The organism is Fictibacillus sp. Mic-4 (genome assembly GCF_049843615.1).
In the GTDB taxonomy this organism is placed as follows: Bacteria; Bacillota; Bacilli; order Bacillales; family Fictibacillaceae; genus Fictibacillus_A; species Fictibacillus_A gelatini.
This window is the reverse complement of sequence record NZ_JBBHZM010000022.1, coordinates 27,077-52,775: the sequence shown is the minus strand read 5'-3', so window position 1 is coordinate 52,775 and position 25,699 is coordinate 27,077. Positions and strand designations below refer to the sequence as shown.

Sequence of the window (25,699 nt, the reverse complement as noted above, 5' to 3'; positions counted from 1 at the left end):
TTTTGCTAAACGGTTAAAGGGGTTGAGAAATGACATAACGAAAAAACTTTCAAATAGAGTAACATACACGACTAAATTAGAGGGGGGAAAACGATGAGTGAGCAAGCAAAAAATAACTTTGTAGTCTCCCAAGAAAACTGGTCCCTCCACCGAAAAGGTTACCAGGATCATCAAAGGCATATGGAAAAAGTACAGGAAGCCATCAAAAATAACTTACCGGATCTTATTAGTGAAGAAAATATTATTTTATCCAATGGACGCGACGTCATTAAAATTCCTATCCGTTCATTAGACGAATACAAAATTCGCTATAACTATGACAAAAACAAACATGTAGGCCAGGGTGATGGTGACAGCCAAGTGGGAGATGTCGTTGCACGTGATTCAAGTTCATCTCAAGCAGGTTCAGGTAAAGGGAAAGGCCAGCCGGGCGATAAACCGGGAACCGATTATACTGAAGCGGAAGTTTCCATTGCGGAGCTGGAGGAATTCCTCTTTAAAGAGCTGGAGTTGCCCAACTTAAAACAAAAAGAACCGGATGATAATTTCATTGAAAAAATTGAATTTAACGATATTCGAAAAACAGGATTAATGGGAAATGTTGATAAAAAGCGTACCATTTTAACTGCGTTCAAACGAAATGCACTTGAAGGAAGGCCAGGAATCAGCCCTATTTATAATGATGACCTTCGCTTTAAAACATGGAATGAAGTGATTAAACCAGAATCCAAAGCTGTTGTGCTTGCGATGATGGATACTTCCGGATCAATGGGCATTTGGGAAAAGTATATGGCCAGAAGCTTCTTTTTCTGGATGACGCGCTTTTTGCGATCGAAATATGAAACAGTTGAAATTGAATTTATTGCCCACCATACGGAAGCGAAAGTTGTATCAGAGGAAGACTTCTTTTCAAAAGGGGAAAGTGGGGGAACAATTTGTTCATCCGCATATCGAAAGGCTTTAGAACTGATTGAAACCAAATATAATCCCGTCCGTTATAATATTTATCCTTTCCATTTTTCAGATGGCGATAATTTAACAAGCGATAACGCCAGATGTGTAAAGCTCGTGAAAGAAATAATGGAGTACTCCAATATGTTTGGTTACGGAGAAGTTAATGCTTACAATCGCCATTCCACATTAATGAGCGTTTATAAAAACATCAATGATCCGAAGTTTTATTATTATATTTTAAAAGAAAAAGCCGATGTTTATCATTCCTTGAAAAGCTTTTTTAAAAAAGAAGAAGCGGTTGTCTAGCGTTCATCAAATCCGATATCCAGTACTGGATATCGGATTTAATTTTTGCAAAATGACATACACTAATAGCCTAATCGAAGAGAGGAGTATCGTGTTGAAACGTCCTATCATTTTTTTCATCATTTCATTTTATTTGTTAATCATTTTACCGCAACCGGTTCACGGCGCATGGTTTGAACCGTTGAAAATTCATGTGATCGATGTCGGTCAGGCTGATTGCATTCTTGTCCAAAGCCCAAATGGGAAAACGATGCTCGTTGATTCTGGGGATGAAAAAGACGGGGAGGAAATCATTCGTTATTTGCAAAAAGAAGGGGTAAAAAAAATCGATGTACTTGTCGCCACACATCCCCATCATGATCATATTGGATCGATGGCGGCCGTCATTCGCGCCTTTCCTGTAACCAAAATTTATATGCCAAACCTTCCGTATGATACCGACTATTACCATGAACTTTTTAGAGCGATTAATGAAAAAAACATTCCCGTTGAACGAGCAAAGGCGGGAGTGAATTTTCGATTAGGCTTTTCCGTTAAAGTGGACATGCTCGGGCCAAAATCATCTTATTACCGCTACATTAACGATTATTCGGCCGTCATAAAAATCACTCACGGAAAAAATTCATTTTTATTAATGGCAGATGCGGGAATAGATGCGGAAAAAGAACTCATTCAGTCGAAGAAGAAGCTCCGTGCTGATGTAATAAAAATCGGGCATCATGGCGCAAATACGGGAACGACGGAAGCGTTTTTAAAGTCCGTCCATGCCAAAACAGCCATTATTTCAGTTGGCAAAAACAATCCTTATCATTTTCCTTCCAAAAGAGTCCTTCACCGGCTAATGAATCAAGGAATGACGGTCTATCGTACAGATCAGCTGGGTGCAGTAATCGCCATTAGCGACGGAAAAACGATTACGTTTAAAACAAACGGGTTTCGATAAAGGCCTTCGTATCGACAAAGTCACCGCTTGATAATTTCTACTCCTCATTGCAAAATAGAGGAAATGGTAAAGGGGTGGAAAAGATGATCAAAGCACTTGTTTTTGATTTTGACGGTTTAATCGTAGATACTGAAACAAAAATTTTTCAAGCCATTGAAGAAATTTTCGAACAGCATAATTGCAAGCTTCCGCTCGAATTGTGGCAAACTTGCATTGGAACGAAAGATTCTTTTGATCCATTTGACTATTTAGAAGGGCAAATCATGCGATCCGTTGATCGGGATGATCTTCGCATAAAGCATCGGACGAGGGCTCTTGAGTTATTGGAAAATGAACAACCTCTTCCAGGGGTTGAGGATTATTTAAAGGCGGCAAAAGAACTTGGGTTAAAAATTGCACTTGCATCAAGCTCTACGAGGAAATGGGTTACCGAACACTTAACGAAGCTAAATTTAATTTCGTATTTCGAGTGTATCAAAACGGCGGATGATGTCGAGAACGTTAAGCCTGATCCGGCCCTTTATCTTGAAGCGGTAAAATGTCTCGGCGTCAAGCCGGAAGAGGCAATTGCCTTTGAAGATTCTGCTAATGGCTCTCTGGCCGCAAAACGTGCAGGGCTTTATTGTGTAGTTATCCCAAATGAAATAACGAAAGGATTAGCATTTGGCGATGTGGATCACCAAATGGAATCGATGGCGGAAATGCAGCTCAATGAGTTGATCGAAAAGTTTTCCTGATGCTTTGTTAACGGTTTAATCCTACTGCTATTAGGGTAAAAAACATTAATCAGTAAAGTAGGAAGTGAAATAAATGAGTGAACTAGACGTATCAAAATTTGAAAAAAAAGTGGAGTTGCGAAACATTAAACGAGAAGACATTGATGAAATATTAGAGCTGCAAAAGCTTTGTTTTCCAAATATGGATCCATGGAAGAGGGAGCAGCTAGAAAGTCATCTCCGCATATTCCCTGAAGGGCAATTTTGCGTCACATTTGAAGGAAAAATCATCGGCAGCTGTTCAAGTTTAATTGTCAATTTTGATGAATATGATGATCAGCATACATGGGATGAAATTACGGATGAAGGCTATATTACGAATCACAATCCTGAAGGGTACAATTTATACGGAATTGAAGTGATGGTCCACCCGGATTTCCGCCGAATGAAAATTGGGAAACGGCTGTATGAAGCACGGAAAGAATTGGCCGAAGAACTTAATTTAAAAAGCATCATTATCGGGGGCCGGATTCCAAATTACCATAAATACGCGAAAGAAATGACACCGAGAGAATATGTAAAAGAAGTGGTCAGGCACAATATTTATGATCCGGTCTTAACGTTTCAATTAATGAATGGCTTTACTGTGATGCGTATCAATCGGCATTACTTACCTGATGACAAACAATCTAATACGTATGCCACCTTGATGGAATGGAACAATATCGATTATCATCCGAGCAACACAAAACGCCATTTTAAAACGAGCGAACCGGTACGAATTACAACTATTCAATACATGATGAAGACGATCGAATCATTTGAAGATTTCGCAACCCAGGTGGAATATTATGCAGACGTCGCCTCCGATCAAGGCTCTGATTTCGCCGTGTTTCCGGAACTATTAACGACCCAGCTAATGTCTTTCGTTGAAGAAAAGAGTCCGAGTCAGGCGATTCGAAAACTGGCGGAATTTACAGAGCAATACATTGAATTGTTTACGACACTTGCGGTCCGTTATAATGTCAATATTATCGGAGGTTCCCATTTCGTTGAAGAAGAAGGCAATATTTACAATGTAGCTTATCTTTTCCGCCGTGACGGTACAATTGAAAAACAATATAAACTTCACATTACACCAAATGAAAGGAAATGGTGGGGGATTACACCTGGAAATGAAGTAAATGTGTTTGACACGGATTGCGGAAAAATCGCCATTCTCATTTGTTATGATATTGAGTTCCCTGAGCTTGCCCGAATTGTCACCAATCAAGGGGCAAATATTATTTTCACTCCGTTCTGTACAGAGGATCGCCAGGGCTATTTACGAGTGAGGTATTGTTCTCAAGCCCGTGCGGTAGAAAATGAGGTTTATACTGTTATTTCAGGTACAGTAGGGAACTTGACCCAGGTAGAAAATATGGATATTCAATATGCTCAATCCGGCATTTTCACGCCATCTGATTTTGCATTTCCCCGCGATGGCATTGTCGGCGAATGCCATCCGAACATCGAAACAGTTGTTGTCGGTGATGTTGATCTCGAAATACTTCGTCGGCAACGAAAAACAGGAAGTGTGAGACCCCTTCGAGATCGCCGAACGGATCTTTATGAAGTTATTCAAAAAAAGAAAAGCATGCCTTAAAGACGACAGGATAAAGGTCCTGTCGTTTTGATTTCGATATTTTCCGGGAAATAGCGACATGGATTGTTACATTTTATTAGTAATTGTCGACTTAATCTTTTCATAAAAAGGGAACATAGGCAGGGAATAATCGCTAACTGACAGAATAAATAAAAATAGGCCATCATGAATTGTGAAAGCGAGGTATGTAAATGGATTGGAAAACAACATATGAAAAATGGATCAATGACTCTCAATTGGAGCCGAAACTACGTTTAGAGTTAGAACAAATAGAAGGAAATTCTGCTATATTAGAAGATTGTTTTTATAAAAATTTAGAATTTGGAACAGGCGGCATGAGAGGGGAAATTGGACCGGGAACAAACCGCATGAATATTTATACGATCCGAAAAGCGTCCGCAGGATTTGCCGAGTACATAAAAGAACAGGGAGAAAAGGCCGCAAATCGAGGGATCGTCATTGCTTATGACTCGCGGCACTATTCACCCGAATTTGCAATGGAGGCAGCGAAAACGCTCGCCTCAAAAGGTGTTCATACATATGTATTTAATGGATTACGTCCCACACCGGAGCTTTCATTTGCGGTCCGGTATTTAAAAGCTTTTGGCGGCATTGTAATTACAGCAAGCCACAACCCTCCGGAATATAATGGTTACAAAGTTTACGGTCCGGATGGGGGACAACTCCCTCCAAAAGAAGCCAATCATGTAATTCAAAAGGTAAATGAAATTGAAAATGAACTGGCGATTGTTGTTCAATCTGAAGAAGAATATAAAAATGCAGGTCTCATTCAAATGGTTGGTGAAGAAATTGACAAAGCTTATATAGACCAGTTAAAGACGATCATTGTAAATCCAAGAGTCATTAACGAGATGAATGATTTGAAAATTGTATTTACGCCATTGCACGGGACGGCTAAATCGCCAGTAGAGGAAGGATTAAAGGCTATCGGTTTTACGAATGTTACGATAGTTAAAGAACAGGCGGAGCCGGATCCAGATTTCTCAACTGTAAAATCTCCAAATCCGGAAGAACACGCTGCATTTGAATGGGCTATTCGTTATGGAAAAAAGGCAGATGCAGACATTCTTCTCGCGACAGACCCCGATGCTGACAGGGTAGGAGTGGCTGTGAAAAATTTGCAAGGAGAATATGTTGTTTTAACTGGAAATCAAACTGGAGCGCTGATGCTGGAGTATCTATTGTCTCAAAAAGCAAAGCAAGGAAAACTTAACAAAAAAGGGGTCGTCTTAAAAACGATTGTAACCTCGGAATTTGGCCGGGCAATTGCTGATCATTATGGTTTGACAACAATAGATACATTAACAGGCTTTAAATTTATTGGTGAAAAAATAAAAGAATTTGAAAAAACAGGAGAGCATATTTTTCAATTCGGCTACGAAGAAAGCTATGGCTATTTAGTTGGTGATTTTGTCCGTGATAAAGATGCTGTTCAAGCATGTCTTCTCGCTGCAGAAATGGCCGCTTATTATAAATTGCAAGGGAAAAATCTATATGAGGGCCTCCTTGAGCTTTATGGAAAATACGGATGTTATTTGGAAGGGCTAGAGTCGATGACCTTAAAAGGAAAAGCAGGAGCAGAACAAATCGATCAAATTATGTCAAGTTTCCGTTCTGAACCACCGCTTAAAGTCGCCGGGAAAACTGTTCTTTATGTTGAAGATTACAAAGAAAGGATCAAGACATTGCTTCAGACGAAAAAAGAAGAAGAAATTCAGCTGCCGGCATCTAATGTACTGAAATATATGCTGGACGACCAATCATGGTTCTGTTTACGTCCATCAGGTACAGAGCCAAAAGTAAAATTTTATTTTGGAGTTTGCACTTCTTCCCTTAAGGAAAGCGAAAAGTCATTAGAATCCTTAAAAGCTGAAGTGATGGAAATGGTTGAAGAACGAATAAATTCAACTGCAAAATAATCGAAAATGCAGCCATCCAACCCGGAGGCTGCGTTTTTAGTTCTAAAAAATTGACGATGTGTTCATTTATTCTGTAAAATTAATATAATGTGTTTCATTCATTATAAGACATTACAGGAGGTGTCAACTTTATTCCTTTAACGAAGACCTTAAAGGAGTAAAGCAGTCTATTTGGACATATTTAGTTTATTCTTAGTCGCATTTCTGATTCTTTTAACCGCTTTTTTCGTAGCGGCGGAATTTGCCATTGTAAAGGTAAGGAGAACGAGAATTGATCAACTTATAGAGGAGGGAAACGGGAAAGCCCTATCCGTCCGGAAAGTTCTTTCTAACTTAGATGGTTATTTATCAGCAATTCAACTAGGAATTACGATGACTTCGTTAGTTCTTGGCTGGTTAGGTGAAGACACGGTTGATCATTTGCTTCACCCATTATTTAACTATTTGAACTTGAACGAAACAGTTTCTTCAACTCTTTCGTTTATACTTGCATTCTCAACAATTACATTTTTACATGTTGTGTTAGGAGAGCTCGCGCCGAAAACAATTGCGATCCACAAAGCGGAACAAATAAGCCTCATGCTCGCTAAGCCGCTTATTTTCTTCAATAAAGTAATGTATCCTTTTATTTGGTTGTTAAACGGGAGCGCCCGTTTAGTGACCAGGGTTTTTGGCTTAAAAGCGGCACCTGAGCACGAAATGGCTCATACGGAAGAAGAACTCAGACTGATCTTGTCCGAAAGCTTTAAAAGCGGAGAAATCAATCAATCTGAATACCGTTATGTAAACAAAGTGTTTGAATTTGATGACCGCATCGCGAAAGAAATTATGGTGCCAAGAGCGGAAATGACATGTCTATATTTAAATAAATCGTTTGAAGAAAATCTTGAAATTATTACGTCCGAGAAATATACCCGCTACCCAGTTGTTGAGGAAGATAAAGACCATATTATCGGGATGGTCAATGTCAAAGAAATCTTTTATGACTTGATGGCAGGGGTGAAAAAGCCATTTAAAAGCTATTTGCGCCCGTTGCTTAGTGTCATTGAAACCATGCCGATTCAGGAAATGCTTGTTAAATTGCAAAAAGAACAAGCCCATATGGCTGTCTTGATGGACGAATATGGCGGGACGGCAGGGATTGTCACGGTAGAGGATATATTAGAGGAAATCGTCGGCGAGATCCGCGATGAGTTTGACACTGATGAAACACCTATGATTTTAAAAGTAGGGCCAAAACAAACCATTCTTGATGGCAAAGTTCTAATTTCCGAAGTCAATGATCTATACGGAATTGAAATTGATGATTCGGATTTAGATACGATCGGTGGATGGATTTTATCTCAAAATCCTGAGGTAAAAGAAGGAGAAATTATTTCGTTTGCCGGCCTCCAATTCGAAGTGCTTGAAATCGATGGGCATCAGGTGAAAAGAATTCAAGTTCATAAAGAAGAGCAAAGTAAGGAGAGTTTGGACATTTATACTCCGGAAGTCAAAGGTGATTCTCTTGTCAGAATGGAAAAAGAGCAGACGTTTTAGGTTTAAGAAGCTAGTAAGTCTAGCTTCTTTTTTTGATTTTATAAAAATATCAGCGTTTGAACCAGACTGTTTGTCCCTTTCAAAGTACTGTGAACATGCATTAACTATTAGTACCATCGGTTTGGTGAAAATCGATGAAGAAAGGAGCAAATAGTATGGGTTTTTTTGGCGGAGGCTGCGGATGCGGCGGAGTAGGCGGCAACGCGTTTGGCCATTGCGATACATTTAGACGCGAAGCCAGAAGATTAATTAACGAGCGTGTCCAGGTCGATACAGAGAGACAAGTATTTCGTGGAAGATTAGTGATGGTCGGCAGGGACATTATCATTGTTCAAATTCGGGTAAACGGTTGTAATGAACGTGCGATCATTCGTATTTGTGAAATCATTGCTCTTTTCCCGATTTAAAGAACGTAGACAGTGAAAAGCCCTTCCATTTCGTTGGAGGGCTGTTTTTTCTCTATAGCATAAATAAATCTTTAGCCAACGATAAAGGCCGCATCATGTAACAAACAAAGTGGGAATGGTTAATATCACCCCGATTTTGCAGCAATAGTTCCAAGTTTTTCAAACGGCTTCGGTCTATTAAGGCTAATTTATCGTACCATGTTATCATCATGCTTTTTATATAAATTTTAAAAAAACTCATTTTAAATTCTGTATTATCAGAAAATAACAAATTTATTTTGATGAAAATGAAGAAAATTGTCGATTTTAATTGTAATTTAGGGGAAAATAAGCATTTTATTTTGCTTTTAAAAGTGGTAATATGAAATTTTTGTCTTTGACAACCTTTTTACTAAAATACTAAAATAATAGTATAGTTCAACTAGAATAGCAATTTTTGTGAGAGGTGATTGAATGAAAAGAATAGGACTTGCTTGGCAAATCTTAATCGGGCTTATATTGGGGATTATCGTTGGGGCAATATTCTTCGAAAATCCTAAAGTGGCTACTTACTTACAACCGATTGGCGATATATTTCTCCGTTTAATTAAAATGATCGTAATTCCGATCGTTATTTCAAGTATCATTGTCGGTGTTGCCGGTGTCGGTGATATAAAGAAGTTGGGTAAATTAGGCGGAAAAACAATTATTTATTTTGAAATTATCACAACGTTTGCAATTATAATCGGATTGTTATTGGCAAATATATTCCATCCAGGAACTGGCGTGGATATGAAAACGCTTCAGAAGACGGATATTTCGTCCTATGTTGAAACAGAAAAAAGCGTTCAGCACCATAGCATGATTGATACGTTTGTCAATATCGTCCCTAGCAATCTGTTTGATTCACTTGCAAAAGGTGATATGCTTCCTATCATTTTCTTCTCCGTTATTTTCGGTTTAGGTGTAGCAGCGGTCGGAGAAAGAGGGAAGCCGGTATTGAAGTTCTTCCAGGGTACGGCTGACGCGATGTTTTATGTAACTAACCTGGTGATGAAGTTCGCTCCATTTGGCGTATTTGCGTTAATTGGCGTAACGGTTTCTAAGTTCGGGTTATCATCGCTCGTTCCATTAAGTAAACTGGTGATATTAGTATATGCTGCAATGATTTTCTTTATTGTTATTGTTCTCGGTTTCGTAGCAAAACTTGCCGGGGTAAACATTTTCCATTTCTTGCGTGTTTTAAAGGACGAGCTTATTTTAGCGTATTCAACGTCAAGTTCAGAAACAGTTCTTCCGAAAATTATGGAGAAAATGGAGAAGTTCGGATGTCCGAAAGCGATTACTTCGTTCGTTATCCCGACAGGATATTCGTTCAACCTTGATGGTTCAACACTTTATCAAGCAATCGCCGCGTTATTTATCGCGCAAATGTATGGCATCCATTTATCGATTCCTACACAAATCACGTTAGTGCTCGTTCTTATGGTTACGTCAAAAGGGATTGCAGGTGTGCCGGGCGTATCGTTCGTCGTGCTTCTTGCAACGCTTGGATCAGTAGGAATACCTGCTGAAGGCCTGGCATTTATTGCCGGGATCGATCGTATATTGGATATGATGAGAACAGTCGTTAACGTGGTCGGCAACTCTTTGGCAGCCGTCGTTATGTCGAAATGGGAAAAACAATACGATGCAGCTAAAGGTGAGCAATACCTTCAAGAAATTAAACAAGCCTCTTAATATGAAAAAAGCTCGCGCATAAAGCGTTGAGCTTTTTTCATTATTTAAGCAACAGCTGATAAAAAGAAACATCTTGCCACTGGCCAAATTTATATCCGACTTCTTTAAAACGGCCGACGAATTCGAATCCCATTCGTTGATGCAGGCCGGCGCTTCTTCCCGTGTCATCCGAAATCCCGGCAATGATTGTATGGTGGCCGATTTCACGGGCCCGTTTAATAATATCTGATAAGAGCAGTTTTCCCACACCTTTTCCTTGTTGGTTATTCGCGATATAAATCGAAACTTCGACGGAATTCGAATAGGCCGGTTTTGAACGAAATGGTGATAAACAGCAATAACCAATGACCTCTCCATTGTTTTCTGCGACGATTAACGGATATTTGCCCCCATAATGGGAAAACCATTCCTTCCGTTCTTTTAAGCTCTTAGGATCCAGGTCAAATGTCGCATTTGAATGGACGATGAAGTAATTATAGATCTTTAAAATTGCGGGAACATCTTCTTCTTTGCCTTCTCTTAAAGTAATCATATGCATCTTTCTCCTTATAAAAGTGATATAGTTGCATTTTACAAAAAATTTTGTTTTTTGGGGAGAAGTAAATCTCATTAATTCTACACCTTGTTCATAAATTGAATAAAGGGAGGGGAAATGAATGGATTGGGATCTACAAAATAAAGAACTGGAAAAGGCGATTGCCGAAATTACTGAAATCGCAGTAGGGTTTGGGCTTGATTTTTACCCGATGCGTTATGAAATATGCCCTGCCGATATCATTTATACTTTTGGGGCCTATGGAATGCCGACACGGTTTTCTCATTGGAGCTTTGGAAAACAATTTCATAAAATGAAGCTTCAATATGACCTCGGATTAAGCAAAATATACGAACTCGTCATTAACTCCAACCCATGCTATGCGTTTTTGCTTGATACCAATTCGCTGATTCAAAACAAGCTGATTATTGCGCACGTTTTGGCTCACTGTGACTTTTTTAAAAACAACGTACGCTTCTCCAATACGAGACGGGATATGGTTGAAAGCATGACGGCAACGGCAGAACGGATTTCCCACTATGAATTGATTCACGGGAAAAAAGAAGTTGAGAAGTTCCTTGATGCGGTTTTAGCGATCCAGGAGCATATTGATCCGTCGATTTTAAGGAAAAAATTGAATTATGTTCTAGAGGAAGAAGAAGAGGAAGTTTCGGTAAAAAAAGAAACGCCTTATGATGATCTCTGGGACATTGATAAACCGATGAAAGAAGAAAAGCCTAAGAAAAAGAAAAAGTCGTTTCCTCCTCATCCTGAAAAAGATTTATTGCTGTTTATCGAGGAGTACAGCCGTGAATTGGAAGAATGGCAGCGCGATATTCTGTCGATGATGAGAGAAGAAATGCTTTATTTTTGGCCGCAGCTTGAAACGAAAATCATGAATGAAGGCTGGGCATCTTACTGGCATGCGCGCATTCTGCGGGAAATGGATTTAACGGCGGATGAAACGATTGAATTTGCGAAACTAAACGCGGGCGTCGTCCAACCTTCGCGTACGAGTATTAATCCTTATTATCTCGGGCTTAAAATTTTTGAAGACATAGAGGAGCGCTACAACAATCCTAATGAAGAATTAAAAAAACAAGGGGTTAATCCGGGAAGTGGTAGGGAGAAAATATTTGAGGTCAGGGAAATTGAGTCCGATACTTCCTTTATTCGTAATTATTTAACGAAAGACTTGTGCAAGAGAGAAGATATGTATGTTTTCCAAAAGCAGGGCAAGGATTATAAAATTACGGATAAAGATTGGGAGGAAGTTCGCGACCAGCTGATAAATATGCGAATTAACGGCGGCTTTCCGTATATTACCGTAAATGATGGAGACTATTTAAAAAACGGAGAACTTTATCTTAAACATTGGTATGAAGGAATCGAGCTTGATATTAAATATTTGGAAAAAGTACTGCCGTATATTTGCCAGCTCTGGGGCAGACCGGTTCATTTGGAGACGATCATTGAGGAAAAAGACGTTCTCTTTACGTATGACGGAAAGAGCGTGCATCGGAAATATTTGTAGGTTCAGAGGGTGTTCCAAAACACGTTGGAACACCCTTGATATTTTTTTGCATTTTCTATTCATTTGTTATATTATATATATAACAGTTATAACTAAGTGAAGAAGGGAAAAACAATGATTATCGATCTCGATTTACAGTCGGAGATACCGATTTATACTCAGCTCGTCCAAACGATTAAGAAAGGGATTGCCTTGAAAGAACTTGTCCCCGGGGAAGCATTGCCCTCCGTCCGGTCGCTTGCTGCCGACCTGGGGATTAACCTCCATACGGTGAATAAAGCTTACCAATTATTAAAGCAGGAAGGATACGTTTTTATTCACCGGCAAAAAGGGGTGGTCATTAATCCAGAAGGAGTGCCGAAAGCGGATGAGGTTTATGTAGAGAAGTTAAAAGGTGACCTTGAACCGCTTATCGTCGATGCCATTTGCCGGGATATGGATGAGGAACGATTTATCCAGTTATGCAGGGAACAATTTAAGAAATTTAGATAAAAAAGGTGGGAAGAGGAAGATGGAAGCTTTGGGGTGGATGATTTTTTTTATTACATTTTTGCCCATTGCAGTGTTGATTATTTTTATACCGTATTTGACAAGGAAGACGGAAAGCTTTGGAGTGTCCATACCGGAGGAAGTCTACCAACTTCGTGAACTTGCGGGACTGAGAAAGAAGTACGCCTATGTTACGGGGCTGTTCGCGCTCGTTATAAGCATTGTTCTTTTATTAATAGGTGCACGAAAACAAGAGCTGCTTTTTCCCGGCATGATTACTCTTTTTTTAATCGGTTCTTTCCTCATTTATTATGTCTTTCATCTTCATATGAAAAAAATGAAGGCGGAGAAAAAGTGGGATCAATCACGACCGCAAAAATTGGTCATTGATTCGAAATTTCGAAGTCAAAAATTAGCTGTTTCAAGTGCATGGTTTCTAGTACCTTTCATGATTTCACTTGCAACTTTGTTTATGAGCATGACCTTTTATAAGCAAATACCGGAAAAAATGCCGCTTAAATATGACTTTAGCGGGCATGTGACAAGCTGGGGACATAAATCTTATCGAACTGTCTTAATGCTGCCAGCCATTCAATTTTATTTAACCATTTTATTTACTTACTTGAATTCGACCATTGTAAAAGCAAAGCAACAAATTAATCCGGCTGACCCAGAGACCTCCATCAAGCAAAACTTGATATTTCGCTGGAGATGGTCCTTCTTTAATTTTGTAACAGGAACGGTTATCGTCCTTCTATTTTTCTTGATACAATTATCGTTTATTGTAACAATCAATCCTATCGTATTGATCATTGTACCAATCGTTGCTGTCTGCGGAATTTTACTCGCTGCTATTATTCTTTCGTTCACCACGGGACAAGGAGGCAGTCGCGTGAAAATTTCGAAAGGACAGGAAAATAGGAGTATAAACCGGGAAGATGATCGCCATTGGAAGTTAGGAATATTTTATTTTAACCCGGATGACCCGGCCGTTTGGATGGAGAAACGGTTCGGAATCGGATGGACATTAAATTTTGCGAGACCGCTAAGCTGGCTGATTCTTTTTATGATTCTCGTTCCCGCTATTATCATCCCGTTATTTTTATCATCATAAAGGAGGAAACTTACGTATGATACCAAACAGTGTACTGAGCGGCATCGTTTTTCAAATGGCGATCGCTCTCTTACTACCCATTATTTTAATCATTGTTTTCAAAAAGAAAAAGATGCTATCCTGGAAGTCGTTCGGTGTGGGGGTGCTTGTCTTTATCCTATTCTCGCAAATTCTCGAAAAAATTCTTCATTACATAGTGCTTGCCCCGAGTGGAACGGAGTTAAAATGGACGGCAAATCCGTATTGTTTTGCTCTTTACGGAGGGCTTGCTGCTGGTGTTTTTGAAGAGATGGGGCGGTTTCTCGCCTTTAAATGGCTATTAAAGAAGAACCGGGAATATAAAGACGGATTGTCACTCGGTTTAGGTCATGGCGGAATCGAAGCGATACTGATCGGCGTGCTTGGCGGTGTCAACTCATTAATTATGGCATCGCTTATTAATTCAGGGAAGCTGGATAAATTGTTAGGTGGCGGGTATTCACAGGAACACATTAACCTTATAAAGGATCAATTTATCCATCAGGGATTTTCGATGTTTGCGGCAGGAGGAATTGAACGAATGTTTGCGATTGCCCTGCAATTGGCGTTTTCCCTGCTTGTTTTGTACGGGATTAGAAAGAGTCAGTTCAAGTTTGTCATCTATGCCATTCTCGTTCATGCCGGAATTGATTTCCTGGCCGCATTTTATCAAGCGGGATTAATCAAAAGTATTTGGCCGATCGAAGGATTTCTGGCGGTTATCGCCGTGTTTGCTATCCTATTTATTGTTAAAATGAAGCCTGAATTCGAAAAAATTAATTGAATTAAAAAGATGGTGCTTCACCATCTTTTTTTTATGACAAATTCTATGTGACATTTGTCATGTTCAGTTTAGCGGAAATTCACTATTAGAAAGAAAAGGAAATTGGTAAGATAAAACCAGAAACTAGAGGGAGGAAATAGAAATGATAATTGAGGTTTCAAACCTGGTAAAACGGTACAAAGACTTTTTGGCACTTGATCATATGACGCTGGCGGTTAAAGAGGGCGAAGTATTCGGTTTACTCGGGCCGAATGGGGCAGGGAAATCGACACTCGTTCATACGATGCTCGGCTTAACGAAGTATGACAGTGGGGAAATCAAACTTCTAGGGAAATCAATAAAACAACATGAATTAGAGATTAAGGAAGATATAGGACTCGTTCCACAGGACATCGCACTTTATGAAGAGTTAACGGCTGATGAAAATGTTACATTATTTGGGAAACTTTACGGATTAAAAGGCGAAGATCTAAAAAATGGCGTGAAAGAGGCATTGGAGTTTGTCGGTTTGTATGATATGAAAGATAAGCAGCCAGGAAAATTTTCTGGAGGAATGAAGCGACGCCTTAACATTGCCTGTGCAATTGTTCATAAGCCGAAATTAATCATTATGGATGAGCCGACAGTCGGGATTGATCCGCAATCGAGAAATTACATTTTAGAATCGGTTAAAAAGCTAAATGAAATGGGCAGCACGATTATTTATATCTCCCATTACATGGAAGAGGTTGCAGCCATTTGTACAAATATCGCAATTGTCGATAAAGGGCGGATTATCGCACAAGGCACTAAGAATGAGCTTGCCAAACTAATTATTAATGAGCATGTTGTCGTCATTACAATGGAAGCGCCGAACTATGCGGTGATTGAGAAATTAAAAGAGCTTCCGGTTGTTAAAGAAGTTACGGCAGAAAATGAGACATTGCGGATTGTGACAGAGTCGCCGCAAATGAATGAGATATTGGAACTTTTTATTCAAGAAGGGGTAAAAGTCACTAACGTTGCAACTACGACTCCAACGCTTGAAGATGTCTTCTTGACATTAACGGGCAGAGCCTTGAGGGAGGAAGCGTAGATGAAAAATATTTTAACTGTTGCGCATTATGAACTGCTCCGAATTATTCGTGATCGAAAGAGCTTTATTCTATTGCTCGCCTTTCCGCTTCTCCTAACCCTCATTTTAGGAACGGCATTAGGGAAAGTGGGGGCAGGACAGGACCGGACGACGGAAAAACTTCATATTAAAGCGGCCATTATAGACAAAGACCATGGACCGATGGCCAAACAGCTCGTTTCCTTTTTTGAAAGCAAAGAGTTGAAAAAGATCGTGAAAATCCGTGCGTTTTCCTCTGAAGATAAAGCGAGAAAAGCGCTAAGAGAAGAGGAAATCGGTGCGGTTGTCATCATCACAAAAGGATTTTCTCAGGATGTGCAGACAAATCAAAAGCACTCTCTTGAAATCATTGACAACCATGCGTTTGACGGGACGGTTGTGCATGAAATCGTCAATAGTTATGTGAGCGGCGTAAATAGTTATCAGGCGGCAAGAACAATATCGGCTAAATTTGCCCCTTCTTACCCTGAAAGTATGATTGATAACCATACGCTTAGCATTCAGGGCAAGAAACCGACTTCGATGGACTATTATGCGATAACGATGATGATCATGATTTTGATGTACAGCACGGTTTTTGGAAGAGAAACGGTTCGCCAGGAAATTTATTCAACGATCGGAATGAGAATGAAATCATTGCCGATTAAGCCCTTTGACCATTTCATCGGTAAAGCGGTGGCGGGGGTAGTTACAGTTTTCTTGCAAATTGCCGTACTTCTTATCGTTTTCCGTTATGTATATCATGTCAACCTGGGATCCCATCTTCCGTTTATTTTAGGAGTCAGTTTCCTTTTTGCCTTTACGATGATTCTGATTGCGATGGCGTTATCACTCATTCTTAATCCGGATGCGGCGGATCATATACTTGACTTAGCCATTCCTGTCGTCACATTTATCGCCGGTGGCTTTTTCAGGATTCCATTTTTTGAAACGAATCCGATAATGATGAAAATACAAATGTTGCTTCCAAATGTATTGACACAGAAAATGATTTTCCAAAAAATTTACGGCGGACAAACGGATATCCAAACGAATTTTATATTTCTGATTGGAATACTTATTCTTGCGTTTATTCTCGTCTTAGTAGGTTTAAGGAGGTATCAACATGGTCATCTTTCAAAATAATATAAAGCGGCTATTACGGAATAAAGGAGCGCTTTTGGCGATTACGATCATTCCACTTATCTTTATGGCGCTGATTCTGGCTTCAACAGACACGCAAAAACTGAAAGTCGGCTTGATTGATCAAGACAAATCCCCTTTTACGAAACAGTTCGCGGAAAATTTAAAGAAAAAGGCTGATTTTGTCAGCGTTAATGAGAAAAACTATCGAAACCAGCTGATTTCAGGATATGCTGAATATGTGATCATTCTTCCAAAAGGATTCACAGACAGCCTCATCAAGGGGAAGCCGATCAGTGTGAAAAGTTATCAGGTTAAGGAAAGCAATGTTTCCGCCGGGGTTAAAGCATATGTTGATTCGTATTTTCGTAATAGCGAGCTGATAAGTAAAGCTGCTGGTGGGGATTCCGATCAATTTTATAAAGGTATGAAGGAATACGAAAAAGGAAATCTTCAAGTGAAAGAGAAAAGTATAGGGAAGGATAACCGCCAAAATGTCGTCAGCGCCCTGGGCTTTGTCGTCTATAGCTTGTTTTTGATGATTAATGTTTCATCCCGGTTAATCTTGCAAGATAAAGACAAGAAATTGTATCATCGTTTCTTTACAACACCACTCAAACTAAGAAGCTACAATATCCAGCATATTCTAAGTTATATCTTTATTTCTCTTATGCAAATTATATGTTTACTTGCAATAATGATCTTTATCTTTCATGCAGATCTGGGACCTTCCATCTTTAATGTGTTTATCGTATTATTTGTGTTTTCTATCGTTTCGATTTCTATCGGCATTTTAATCAGTTCGCAGGCGAAAAATTCAAAACAGGCACAGGCAATTGCGATCTTAATCAGTACTCCGTTTGCGATGCTTGGCGGCTGCTTTTGGCCGATTGACATTATGCCCGATGTGTTGCAAAAGATTGCGGAGTTTATCCCCATCTCATGGGGACTAAAGGCACTGAAAAAATTAGTGTACGGAAACAGCTTAAGCCATGTCATGTTAGAATTAAGTATACTGGCAGGATTTGCGATAATCTTTTTCTTGCTTTCCTCGTGGAAAAAGGAGGATATTGCGAAATAAAAAGGTGCCTGTAAAAGGTGATTGGAATGGAAATTATCATTTATCGCGCTTTATTGCTTGCGTTAGTCGCTTTTTGTTTGATCTTTAAAGGAATACCGACATCTATTGAGATGGGATTCTACCTCCTTCTATTTATTTTAGAAGTTCTGAAAGCAAAATATATAAAAGGCAAAATGATTATATTTGCTGAAATTGTAGCGATTGCAGGGGCTGTCTATATCGAGCCGTTATTTACGGCAGCCCTTGGCTTTTTTGTGTTCGAAATTGTAGAGAGCAAACGATACGCACTGTTAATCGGGACTGTCGTTCCCGCTTTTTTTCTCTTAAAAAATGAAGGGCTCCTTTTTTACTTTTTTTATATTATTGTATGTGTGTTTGTTTCTTATTTAATTGTAACATTGAAGGAAAAAGATGCTCATTTCAAAGTCATATCCGATAAGGAACGAAGGTATATTTATGAATTAGAAAGCACGAAGCAGCAGCTGCTCCGCTCCAGCCAGGAACTTGTCCATATGACGGAGCTACGGGAGCGCAACCGGATCGCAAGCGAAATTCACGATTCGATAGGGCATAAGATCGCAGGAATCTACATGCAGCTTCAAGCCGCCTATAAGGTAAAAGAGAAAAATGAAGAAAAGGCGAATGCCTTGTTTGAAAAAACGATTGGCGATTTATCGACAACGCTAGAGGTGATCAGGGAGACGGTGCATAATATTAAACCGAAAGAAGCTGTCGGTATTGAACAAATTGAACGCATCATCCAATCGTTTACGTTTTGTGACGTATCATTTACCCATAAAGGGGATATGACGATACTTTCTCCAACACATTGGGAAGTCATTACAACGAACATTAAAGAAGCACTTACCAATGCCTTTAAGTATTCGAATGCTTCCTTAATCGAGATCGACCTTACGACAAACGATCACTTTGCCCGGCTTTATATTAAAGACAACGGCGTTGGTGCAGCTCAAATCGTAGATGGCTTAGGAATGCGGGGAATGAAAGAACGTGTGAAGATGCTAGGAGGAAGTTTGTCCGCCAGCGGCGAAAATGGGTTTATGATGGTCTGCATTCTTCCAATTGAAAAGAAAGAGGGTGATATATTTGCGCATTCTAATCGTTGATGATGATGCGTTAATCAGGGACAGCTTACGGCTCATTTTAGATTTGGAAGAGGGGATGGACGTTGTCGGTACGGCTGCGGACGGAGAAGAAGCCCTGGCGTTTTGCAAAAACGAGCAGCCTGATATTGTATTAATGGATATTCGCATGCCGAATATGGACGGCGTCGTTTGCACGAAAAAAATAAAGGAATCGTGGCCCGCGACGAAGGTAATTATATTAACGACATTTAAAGATGACGACTATATTAAAGAAGCGCTCAAAAATGGGGCCGCAGGCTATATTTTAAAAAACCAGTCGAGTGAGGCGATTGTCGAAACCGTCAAAACGGTCTACAAGGGAAGCATGGTATTGCATCCTGAAGTCGCTTCGAAATTGTCATGCATGCTGACAGATACAAAACCGAAGAAGAATGTTCATGTCGAGTTAACAAGCAGAGAACTGGATGTGTTAAAGCTTGTCGCAGAGGGACTGTCCAACAAGGAAATTGCAAAAGAGCTTTATCTTAGCGAGGGCACGGTAAGGAACTACATTACGAGGATGCTTGAAAAGCTAGAGTTGCGCGGCAGAACACAGCTTGCCATTTATTATTTGAATTATGGAGCAGAAAAAGGGTGAAAAGGAAAATTTGGGGCTTTTACTTTATTGAAAAAGCCGGAGGTCATTTTACTAGACCTCCGGCTTTTGAATGGTTTTAGGAAATCGCATCTGTTAATACAGGAACAATTTGCTTCTTGCGTGAAACAACGCCTTTTAATAGAGCGGAATTATCTTCTAATTGAACATTGAACGCTTTCTCAACCGCATCCTGGGCACTGCCGAGAGCAATAGCTGTGGAGTCGCTGTTTAAAATGTCTGTGACAACGAATAAAAATAGATCAAGGTTTTTCTTTTCAATGACATCGGAAAGGGCTTTTTCCACTTCAGCCTTGCGTGAAAGAACATCGTTCAAATCAACGGCGTTTACTTGAGCGATTTCAACTTTATGCTCGCCCATTTGAAACTCTTTTGCATCAAGTGAGATCAGCTCATTAACGGATTTGTCAGCCAGATTCGCTCCGGCTTTTAACATCTCTAAACCATAGCTTTCGATTTCCACTCCGGCAATCGCCGCTAATTCACGTGCTGCAGCAACATCTTGCTCCGTACAAGTTGGCGATTTGAAAAGGAGAGAATCCGAAATAATCGCGGATAACATTAAGCCGGCAATATTTTTTTCGATTGCGACACCATGTTCTTTATATAATTTATTTAAAATTGTTGCCGTACATCCGACAGGTTCAGCACGGTAATATAGAGGATCGCTTGTTTCAAAGTTTGCGATTCGGTGGTGGTCGATGACTTCGAGAACACGGACTTGGTCGATATCATCCGCACTTTGTTGGCGCTCGTTATGATCCACTAAAATAACTTCTTTCGCTTCATTAGAAACGGATTCTACTAAACGTGGCGCTTCCGCTTGGAAATAGTCTAAAGCGTATTGCGTTTCGCCGTTTACCGCGCCTAAACGTACAGGTTCGGCTTCCATCCCTAATTTGTTTTTTAGATCTGCATAAGCGATAGCAGAACAAATCGTATCTGTATCCGGATTTTTATGTCCAAAAATAAGTACTTTGCTCATTCTTTTCTCTTATCCTTTCTATTCAATAATAATCAACATTCTTCATTCTTATTTTAAATGACAAGGCGATAGATAGCAAAGCATAATAAAAGTGATCTGGTTGAAAATAAGACTTTTTTGCCCTGTTATTGCTTCGTTTCTGAGATTTGAAATTTCCGCAGGCGGTATTGCAAACTTTGCCGGCTAATCCCAAGCGCTTTCGCTGTCCGCGAAATGTTGTAATGATGAACTTTCAAGGCTTGTTGAATATAGTATTTTTCAACTTCCTCCATTTTCTCTTTTAATTGTTTAATCGATTGTTCCTCATCTTCATGAACGATATCGGACAAGGAGGAATGGAGGGGTGCTTCCCCTTTGTGAAGCCACCTGTGACGGAGGTGGACAGGGAGATGGGCGTACTGAATATATTCTTCATTCACTACCAGGTTCATTGCACCTTCGATAATATGCTGGAGTTCCCGTACATTCCCGGGCCAATTGTACTCAAGAAAAGCGTCGTATACTTCACTGTCCAGTCCCTTTACATCCATTTGAAACAGGTGATTGTACTTATCAATGAAGTGTTGGATAAGAACAGGTATATCTTCTTTTCTTTCACGCAATGGCGGAATGAACAGCGACACAACACTGAGCCGATAATAAAGATCTTTCCGCAATCGGTCATTTGCGATCGCATCGACCGGATCTTCGTTCATCGTTGCAATAATCCGGACATCAATTGCACGGTCGACGGTATCACCGACACGGCGAATCGTTTTTTCTTGGAGAGCCCGGAGCAATTTCGCCTGTAAATAAGGGCTAAGTGAATTGATCTCATCCAATAGTAGTGTGCCGCCTTCCGCCTGCTCAAATAGGCCGGGACGATCGGTGCTACCTGTGAATGCCCCTTTTTTCGTGCCGAACAATAAGCTCTCGATTAATGTTTCTGGCAAAGCGGCGCAGTTTTGCGAAATAAAAGGTTTTAACGCGCGGTCGCTGCCGTTGTGAATACTCTGGGCAAATAGTTCTTTCCCTGTTCCTGTTTCACCAATGATAAGGACCGAAGAAAAGGTTCGTGTCGCCCGTCTAGCCCGTTCAATCACTTCAGAAAACGTTTCGCTTTTTCCAATGATATTATCAAACGTAAAACGGGTTCCGTCTTTATGAAGCGCTTTGTCGTGAATAAGGCGGGCAAGCTTTGTAATATCTTTCGCGATTTCCATTGCCCCGATGACTTGTCCGTTAGTAATGATCGGGAACGTATTGTTCACCGTTGTAATTTCCTGTCCTTTATTATTAAAATAGGATTGTTTTTCGTTCCGTTTGCTTTCACCTGTTTGCAATGCTTTTACGAGCGTACTGTATTGGTTTTCCTGAAACATGAAAACATCAAGCACATTTTTGCCGAGGACATCCTCACGTTCCATATCCTCGATTTCCGTCATTTTTTTATTGTAAATGATCGTTTTTCCATAGGCGTCGATCACGTGAACTCCGGCGTCAATTTCTTCAATGATTTTTTCATAAATCAAATTTAGCTTGCGTAAAGCATCTAATTCTTCCTGGTTACTCATTTCGTTAGTCCTTTCTAAAAGCGACTTTTAAAAAAATTTTACGTCATATTAAACAATAGTGCAAACAAAATTTGCGTTAGTTTGTGCAAAATTAGAAAACAATATGCCAAAAATATTTGCACAGAAAATTAATAATCTGTTGAAATCACGCATCGTTAATAGTTGGCATGGAACTTGCATTATATCTTTAGTGGAATGAAAATTTTTGACGGGAGGAATTTATGATGTCAACGATAGAGAAACAACATACCCAATCGATTATCGAACAAACAGAAAAATATGGTGCAAAAAACTATCATCCACTTCCAATAGTTATTTCAAAAGCAGAAGGAGTCTGGGTAGAAGACCCTGAAGGCAACAAATATATGGATATGCTGAGCGCTTATTCAGCTGTGAACCAGGGGCATAGACATCCAAAAATTATTCAAGCATTAAAAGACCAGGCGGATAAAGTAACCTTAACGTCTCGTGCGTTTCACAGCGATAACTTAGGTGATTTTTATGAAAAAGTATCAAAATTAACGAAGAAAGATATGATTCTTCCAATGAACACGGGGGCTGAAGCGGTTGAAACAGCGCTTAAAGCCGCTCGCCGTTGGGGTTATGATGTCAAAGGTATCCAAGAGAATCAAGCTGAAATTATTGCATGTGAAGGGAACTTTCACGGACGTACATTAGGAGCTGTATCACTATCATCTGATCCGGAATACAAACGCGGTTTTGGTCCTTTAGTTCCTGGCATTAAACTTGTGCCATATGGTGATCTTGAAGCACTAAAAAACGCTATTACTCCGAATACGGCAGCTTTCTTAATCGAGCCGATTCAAGGTGAAGCTGGAATTAATATTCCGCCTGCAGGCTTCTTGAAGGATGCCTTTGAAGTATGTAAAGAAAATAACGTATTGTTTATCGCAGACGAAATTCAAGCAGGACTCGGGCGTTCTGGAAAAACATTTGCCTGCGATTGGGATAACGTTCATCCGGATATGTACATTTTAGGAAAAGCACTTGGCGGTGGCGTATTCCCGATTTCTTGTGTAGCGGCAAATAAAGAAGTGTTAGGCGTATTTAACCCTGGTTCACACGGTTCTACTTTCGGAGGCAATCCGCTTGCTTGTGCGGTTTCCGTTGCGGCTTTGGAAGTATTAGAAGAAGAAAAATTAGCTGAACGTTCATTGGAGTTAGGCGAGTATTTCAAGGAGAAATTAAAAGAATTGACTCACCCGGCAATTAAAGAAGTTCGTGGAAAAGGCTTATTTATCGGTGTTGAATTAAATGAAGACGCCCGTCCTTACTGTGAGCAATTAAAAGAAAAAGGCCTATTATGTAAAGAAACACATGATACAGTCATTCGTTTCGCTCCACCGCTCATCATTTCAAAAGAAGAGCTTGATTGGGCCATTGAAAAAATTCAAAGCGTTTTGTCATAAATGGTTTAGGCGGAAGTCCTGATACGGGCTTCCGCTTGATTTTTATTTGCTTTTCTCCACTTTTGTTCCGCTAGCCCCGTGGGCATTTCCGCTTATGTTTAAGGTGACCACTCCAATAAGAATAAGAAGAATCGCGAAGATTTTAACGAAACTGATGCTTTCTTGAAAGTACAAAAACCCGAATGCCGTAATGAGAACGATGCCCATTCCCGACCAGATGGCATAAGCGACGGATATTTCAATCGTTTTCAATGCGAGTGTTAACACACTTAAGCTTGAAAGATAAAAAACGATCATGGAAGCACTCGGTATGGGCTTCGTTAATCCGTTTGAGAGTTTCATACTAATCGTTCCCGCCACTTCAAAAAGAATGGCTAAACATAGATAGATCCAATGCATTCTTATCTCCTCCCTAAATTTGAAAAGCCCCTATACAACCATATGACGTTAATCGAACAAAGTAAATACTTATGCTGAAAAAATTGGCAAATATGACATGTGAATTGGCATAATGAAATAAAAGGTGAAAAGGAGGAGAGGTAAATGGAGACACATATTGTCCATGGGAAAACATTGAATGAATGGAAAAATGATCATCCGGAACTAAATCATATCATGTCAACAAAGGAGGTTTTCTGGCTAAATCCGAAGTATGGCTATCCTGATGGAGGGCCCGCCGTTAATGAAGGGGAAATGAAAGAAGCGGAGGAACGGTTAAAACGGTTCGCTCCATACATAGCAGAGGCTTTTCCGGAAACGAGAGAAACGGATGGGATCATTGAGTCTCCTCTTCAGCCAATCCCTAAAATGAAACGGCAAATCGAGCAAATGTATGAGGTCAAAATAGAAGGGGATTTATGGTTGAAATGTGACAGCCATCTGCCGATATCCGGTTCGATTAAAGCGAGGGGCGGTATTTATGAGGTTTTAAAACATGCGGAACATTTAGCGATTGAACACGGTCTTCTCAGGCTGGATGATAACTACTCGGCCATAGCGACCGATCGATTCCGGCGCTTCTTTTCCAATTATTCGATCGCCGTTGGATCAACAGGTAACTTGGGGTTAAGCATCGGTATCATTAGTGCCAAATTAGGCTTTCATGTGACCGTCCATATGTCGGCTGATGCGAAACAGTGGAAAAAAGATTTATTGCGAAGTAAAGGCGTAACGGTAGTGGAATATGAAGAGGATTACAGCAAGGCGGTCGCGGAAGGAAGAAAGCAGGCGGAAAAAGATCCGAACTGTTACTTTATCGATGATGAAAACTCAAAAGACCTTTTCCTCGGTTATTCCGTGGCGGCGCCCCGACTAAAACGGCAGCTTAACGAATTAAAAGTGACGGTAGATAAAGATCATCCATTGTTTGTCTATCTTCCTTGCGGAGTAGGGGGAGGACCCGGCGGAATTGCTTACGGTTTAAAACAAATGTATGGCGGGCATGTTCACTGTTTTTTTGCTGAGCCAACCCACTCTCCTTGTATGCTGCTCGGGCTAATGACAGGGCTTTATGACCATGTTTCTGTGCAAGATTTCGGGATAGATAACCGAACAGATGCGGATGGTCTTGCGGTAGGGAGACCATCAGGATTTGTTTGCCGGACTGTCCGACATTTATTGAGAGGCATTTATACAGTAAATGATAATCAATTGTATAAGTTGTTAAGCACATTAATTGATGCAGAACAAATTCCATTAGAGCCTTCCGCATTGGCAGGAGCCTACGGGCCGATTCAGCTATTTAAGAACAGCGAAGGGCAACGATATGTTGCAGAAAATGATTTGCAAACGAAAATGAGGAATGCAACCCATATCGTTTGGGCAACCGGCGGAAGCATGGTACCGCCAGAGGTTATGGAGGAGTACGCCAGAATAGGAAGAAGCCTATAAAATCAGGTGAAAATGAAAATAAAATAGTGAGTATAAAAAAGCTGAAATTGAAGATGATATATAGTGAAGAGGGACACCACCTTCTTCACATGAGAAAAAAGGAATACTGGATATGCACTT

General features: G+C 40.1%; 23 protein-coding genes. 19 read left to right on the top strand and 4 right to left on the bottom strand.

Translation table 11 applies throughout. The features are described from left to right. Positions 1-93 precede the first annotated feature (93 nt). The 8 genes from yhbH (at position 94) to gltP (ending at position 10,169) form a co-directional block, all read left to right on the top strand. Positions 94-1,260, top strand: a complete 1,167-nt coding sequence (gene yhbH, locus WD019_RS14185; protein WP_026677204.1) for a sporulation protein YhbH — start codon at positions 94-96, stop codon at positions 1,258-1,260. 94 nt (positions 1,261-1,354) lie between these two features. After that, positions 1,355-2,203 carry a ComEC/Rec2 family competence protein gene (locus WD019_RS14180; protein ID WP_425711920.1) on the top strand — a complete coding sequence of 283 codons (849 nt, stop codon included), beginning with the start codon at positions 1,355-1,357 and terminating at the stop codon, positions 2,201-2,203. A gap of 83 nt (positions 2,204-2,286) precedes the next feature. Continuing rightward, positions 2,287-2,940 (top strand): HAD family hydrolase, encoded by a 654-nt coding sequence (locus WD019_RS14175; RefSeq protein ID WP_425711919.1) that lies wholly within the window; start codon positions 2,287-2,289, stop codon positions 2,938-2,940. Positions 2,941-3,013: 73 nt separating this feature from the next. Then, positions 3,014-4,564: a bifunctional GNAT family N-acetyltransferase/carbon-nitrogen hydrolase family protein gene (locus tag WD019_RS14170; protein ID WP_026677202.1), complete on the top strand. Its 1,551-nt coding sequence runs from the start codon at positions 3,014-3,016 to the stop codon at positions 4,562-4,564. Between the two features lie 191 nt (positions 4,565-4,755). Continuing rightward, positions 4,756-6,504 carry a phospho-sugar mutase gene (locus WD019_RS14165; RefSeq protein ID WP_425711918.1) on the top strand — a complete coding sequence of 583 codons (1,749 nt, stop codon included), beginning with the start codon at positions 4,756-4,758 and terminating at the stop codon, positions 6,502-6,504. A gap of 171 nt (positions 6,505-6,675) precedes the next feature. Next, positions 6,676-8,043, top strand: a complete 1,368-nt coding sequence (locus WD019_RS14160; protein WP_425711917.1) for a hemolysin family protein — start codon at positions 6,676-6,678, stop codon at positions 8,041-8,043. A gap of 134 nt (positions 8,044-8,177) precedes the next feature. After that, positions 8,178-8,450, top strand: coding sequence for a DUF2642 domain-containing protein (locus WD019_RS14155; protein WP_154657927.1), 273 nt, complete (start codon positions 8,178-8,180; stop codon positions 8,448-8,450). A gap of 453 nt (positions 8,451-8,903) precedes the next feature. Next, entirely contained in the window at positions 8,904-10,169 is a 1,266-nt protein-coding gene (gene gltP / locus WD019_RS14150) for a glutamate/aspartate:proton symporter GltP (protein WP_026677199.1), read from the top strand. Positions 10,170-10,209: 40 nt separating this feature from the next. Here the strand turns inward: gltP and WD019_RS14145 are convergent, their stop codons facing one another. Further along, positions 10,210-10,701, bottom strand: a complete 492-nt coding sequence (locus tag WD019_RS14145) for a GNAT family N-acetyltransferase (protein ID WP_026677198.1) — start codon at positions 10,699-10,701, stop codon at positions 10,210-10,212. Between the two features lie 124 nt (positions 10,702-10,825). Here WD019_RS14145 and WD019_RS14140 point away from each other — a divergent pair, with 124 nt between their 5' ends. The 9 genes from WD019_RS14140 to WD019_RS14100 all read left to right on the top strand — a co-directional run bounded on the left by WD019_RS14140 (position 10,826) and on the right by WD019_RS14100 (position 19,703). Then, positions 10,826-12,238, top strand: coding sequence for a SpoVR family protein (locus tag WD019_RS14140; RefSeq protein ID WP_425711916.1), 1,413 nt, complete (start codon positions 10,826-10,828; stop codon positions 12,236-12,238). 114 nt (positions 12,239-12,352) lie between these two features. After that, a complete protein-coding gene (locus tag WD019_RS14135) occupies positions 12,353-12,730 on the top strand; it encodes a GntR family transcriptional regulator (protein WP_026677196.1) in 378 nt (125 codons plus the stop codon). A gap of 19 nt (positions 12,731-12,749) precedes the next feature. Continuing rightward, positions 12,750-13,841 carry a DUF1648 domain-containing protein gene (locus WD019_RS14130; protein ID WP_425711915.1) on the top strand — a complete coding sequence of 364 codons (1,092 nt, stop codon included), beginning with the start codon at positions 12,750-12,752 and terminating at the stop codon, positions 13,839-13,841. Between the two features lie 16 nt (positions 13,842-13,857). Further along, positions 13,858-14,643, top strand: a complete 786-nt coding sequence (locus WD019_RS14125) for a YhfC family intramembrane metalloprotease (RefSeq protein ID WP_425711914.1) — start codon at positions 13,858-13,860, stop codon at positions 14,641-14,643. Positions 14,644-14,785: 142 nt separating this feature from the next. Then, positions 14,786-15,718 carry an ATP-binding cassette domain-containing protein gene (locus WD019_RS14120; RefSeq protein WP_425711913.1) on the top strand — a complete coding sequence of 311 codons (933 nt, stop codon included), beginning with the start codon at positions 14,786-14,788 and terminating at the stop codon, positions 15,716-15,718. Then, positions 15,719-16,882, top strand: coding sequence for an ABC transporter permease (locus tag WD019_RS14115; protein ID WP_425711912.1), 1,164 nt, complete (start codon positions 15,719-15,721; stop codon positions 16,880-16,882). Continuing rightward, the gene (locus WD019_RS14110) at positions 16,863-17,960 is read left to right on the top strand and encodes an ABC transporter permease (RefSeq protein ID WP_425711911.1); all 1,098 of its coding nucleotides are present in this window, start codon (positions 16,863-16,865) and stop codon (positions 17,958-17,960) included. Before WD019_RS14115 ends, WD019_RS14110 begins: the two co-directional genes overlap by 20 nt. A gap of 26 nt (positions 17,961-17,986) precedes the next feature. Continuing rightward, positions 17,987-19,087: a sensor histidine kinase gene (locus tag WD019_RS14105; protein WP_035350421.1), complete on the top strand. Its 1,101-nt coding sequence runs from the start codon at positions 17,987-17,989 to the stop codon at positions 19,085-19,087. After that, complete coding sequence (locus WD019_RS14100; protein WP_425711910.1) at positions 19,059-19,703, top strand: response regulator transcription factor; 645 nt, start codon at positions 19,059-19,061, stop codon at positions 19,701-19,703. The genes WD019_RS14105 and WD019_RS14100 overlap by 29 nt, the downstream gene beginning before the upstream one ends. A gap of 76 nt (positions 19,704-19,779) precedes the next feature. Here WD019_RS14100 and WD019_RS14095 read toward each other — a convergent pair whose 3' ends face one another. Both WD019_RS14095 and WD019_RS14090 read right to left on the bottom strand, forming a co-directional pair. Continuing rightward, positions 19,780-20,706 carry a manganese-dependent inorganic pyrophosphatase gene (locus WD019_RS14095; RefSeq protein WP_026677186.1) on the bottom strand — a complete coding sequence of 309 codons (927 nt, stop codon included), beginning with the start codon at positions 20,704-20,706 and terminating at the stop codon, positions 19,780-19,782. 125 nt (positions 20,707-20,831) lie between these two features. After that, positions 20,832-22,259, bottom strand: coding sequence for a sigma-54 interaction domain-containing protein (locus WD019_RS14090; RefSeq protein WP_051291389.1), 1,428 nt, complete (start codon positions 22,257-22,259; stop codon positions 20,832-20,834). 221 nt (positions 22,260-22,480) lie between these two features. Between WD019_RS14090 and WD019_RS14085 the strand changes: the two genes are divergently transcribed. Next, positions 22,481-23,689, top strand: a complete 1,209-nt coding sequence (locus tag WD019_RS14085) for an ornithine--oxo-acid transaminase (RefSeq protein ID WP_407636381.1) — start codon at positions 22,481-22,483, stop codon at positions 23,687-23,689. 42 nt (positions 23,690-23,731) lie between these two features. On the opposite strand, the gene WD019_RS14080 is transcribed toward WD019_RS14085, so the two are convergent. Further along, on the bottom strand, positions 23,732-24,088 hold the full coding sequence (locus tag WD019_RS14080; protein WP_425711909.1) for a DMT family transporter: 357 nt from the start codon (positions 24,086-24,088) through the stop codon (positions 23,732-23,734). A gap of 144 nt (positions 24,089-24,232) precedes the next feature. On the opposite strand from WD019_RS14080, the gene WD019_RS14075 reads away from it, so the two are divergent. Continuing rightward, entirely contained in the window at positions 24,233-25,579 is a 1,347-nt protein-coding gene (locus WD019_RS14075) for a D-serine ammonia-lyase (protein WP_425711908.1), read from the top strand. Positions 25,580-25,699 lie beyond the last annotated feature (120 nt).

Excerpts from the sequence above, each read along its gene's own strand:
- WD019_RS14080 (WP_425711909.1), bottom strand. The coding sequence starts at position 24,088 with ATGCATTGGATCTATCTATGTTTAGCCATTCTTTTTGAAGTGGCGGGA.
- WD019_RS14095 (WP_026677186.1), bottom strand. The coding sequence starts at position 20,706 with ATGAGCAAAGTACTTATTTTTGGACATAAAAATCCGGATACAGATACG.
- WD019_RS14115 (WP_425711912.1), top strand. The coding sequence starts at position 15,719 with ATGAAAAATATTTTAACTGTTGCGCATTATGAACTGCTCCGAATTATT.
- yhbH (WP_026677204.1), top strand. The coding sequence starts at position 94 with ATGAGTGAGCAAGCAAAAAATAACTTTGTAGTCTCCCAAGAAAACTGG.
- WD019_RS14165 (WP_425711918.1), top strand. The coding sequence starts at position 4,756 with ATGGATTGGAAAACAACATATGAAAAATGGATCAATGACTCTCAATTG.
- WD019_RS14105 (WP_035350421.1), top strand. The coding sequence starts at position 17,987 with ATGGAAATTATCATTTATCGCGCTTTATTGCTTGCGTTAGTCGCTTTT.
- WD019_RS14175 (WP_425711919.1), top strand. The coding sequence starts at position 2,287 with ATGATCAAAGCACTTGTTTTTGATTTTGACGGTTTAATCGTAGATACT.
- gltP (WP_026677199.1), top strand. The coding sequence starts at position 8,904 with ATGAAAAGAATAGGACTTGCTTGGCAAATCTTAATCGGGCTTATATTG.
- WD019_RS14075 (WP_425711908.1), top strand. The coding sequence starts at position 24,233 with ATGGAGACACATATTGTCCATGGGAAAACATTGAATGAATGGAAAAAT.
- WD019_RS14155 (WP_154657927.1), top strand. The coding sequence starts at position 8,178 with ATGAAGAAAGGAGCAAATAGTATGGGTTTTTTTGGCGGAGGCTGCGGA.
- WD019_RS14110 (WP_425711911.1), top strand. The coding sequence starts at position 16,863 with ATGGTCATCTTTCAAAATAATATAAAGCGGCTATTACGGAATAAAGGA.
- WD019_RS14125 (WP_425711914.1), top strand. The coding sequence starts at position 13,858 with ATGATACCAAACAGTGTACTGAGCGGCATCGTTTTTCAAATGGCGATC.
- WD019_RS14170 (WP_026677202.1), top strand. The coding sequence starts at position 3,014 with ATGAGTGAACTAGACGTATCAAAATTTGAAAAAAAAGTGGAGTTGCGA.
- WD019_RS14085 (WP_407636381.1), top strand. The coding sequence starts at position 22,481 with ATGATGTCAACGATAGAGAAACAACATACCCAATCGATTATCGAACAA.
- WD019_RS14135 (WP_026677196.1), top strand. The coding sequence starts at position 12,353 with ATGATTATCGATCTCGATTTACAGTCGGAGATACCGATTTATACTCAG.
- WD019_RS14145 (WP_026677198.1), bottom strand. The coding sequence starts at position 10,701 with ATGATTACTTTAAGAGAAGGCAAAGAAGAAGATGTTCCCGCAATTTTA.
- WD019_RS14090 (WP_051291389.1), bottom strand. The coding sequence starts at position 22,259 with ATGAGTAACCAGGAAGAATTAGATGCTTTACGCAAGCTAAATTTGATT.
- WD019_RS14130 (WP_425711915.1), top strand. The coding sequence starts at position 12,750 with ATGGAAGCTTTGGGGTGGATGATTTTTTTTATTACATTTTTGCCCATT.
- WD019_RS14120 (WP_425711913.1), top strand. The coding sequence starts at position 14,786 with ATGATAATTGAGGTTTCAAACCTGGTAAAACGGTACAAAGACTTTTTG.
- WD019_RS14140 (WP_425711916.1), top strand. The coding sequence starts at position 10,826 with ATGGATTGGGATCTACAAAATAAAGAACTGGAAAAGGCGATTGCCGAA.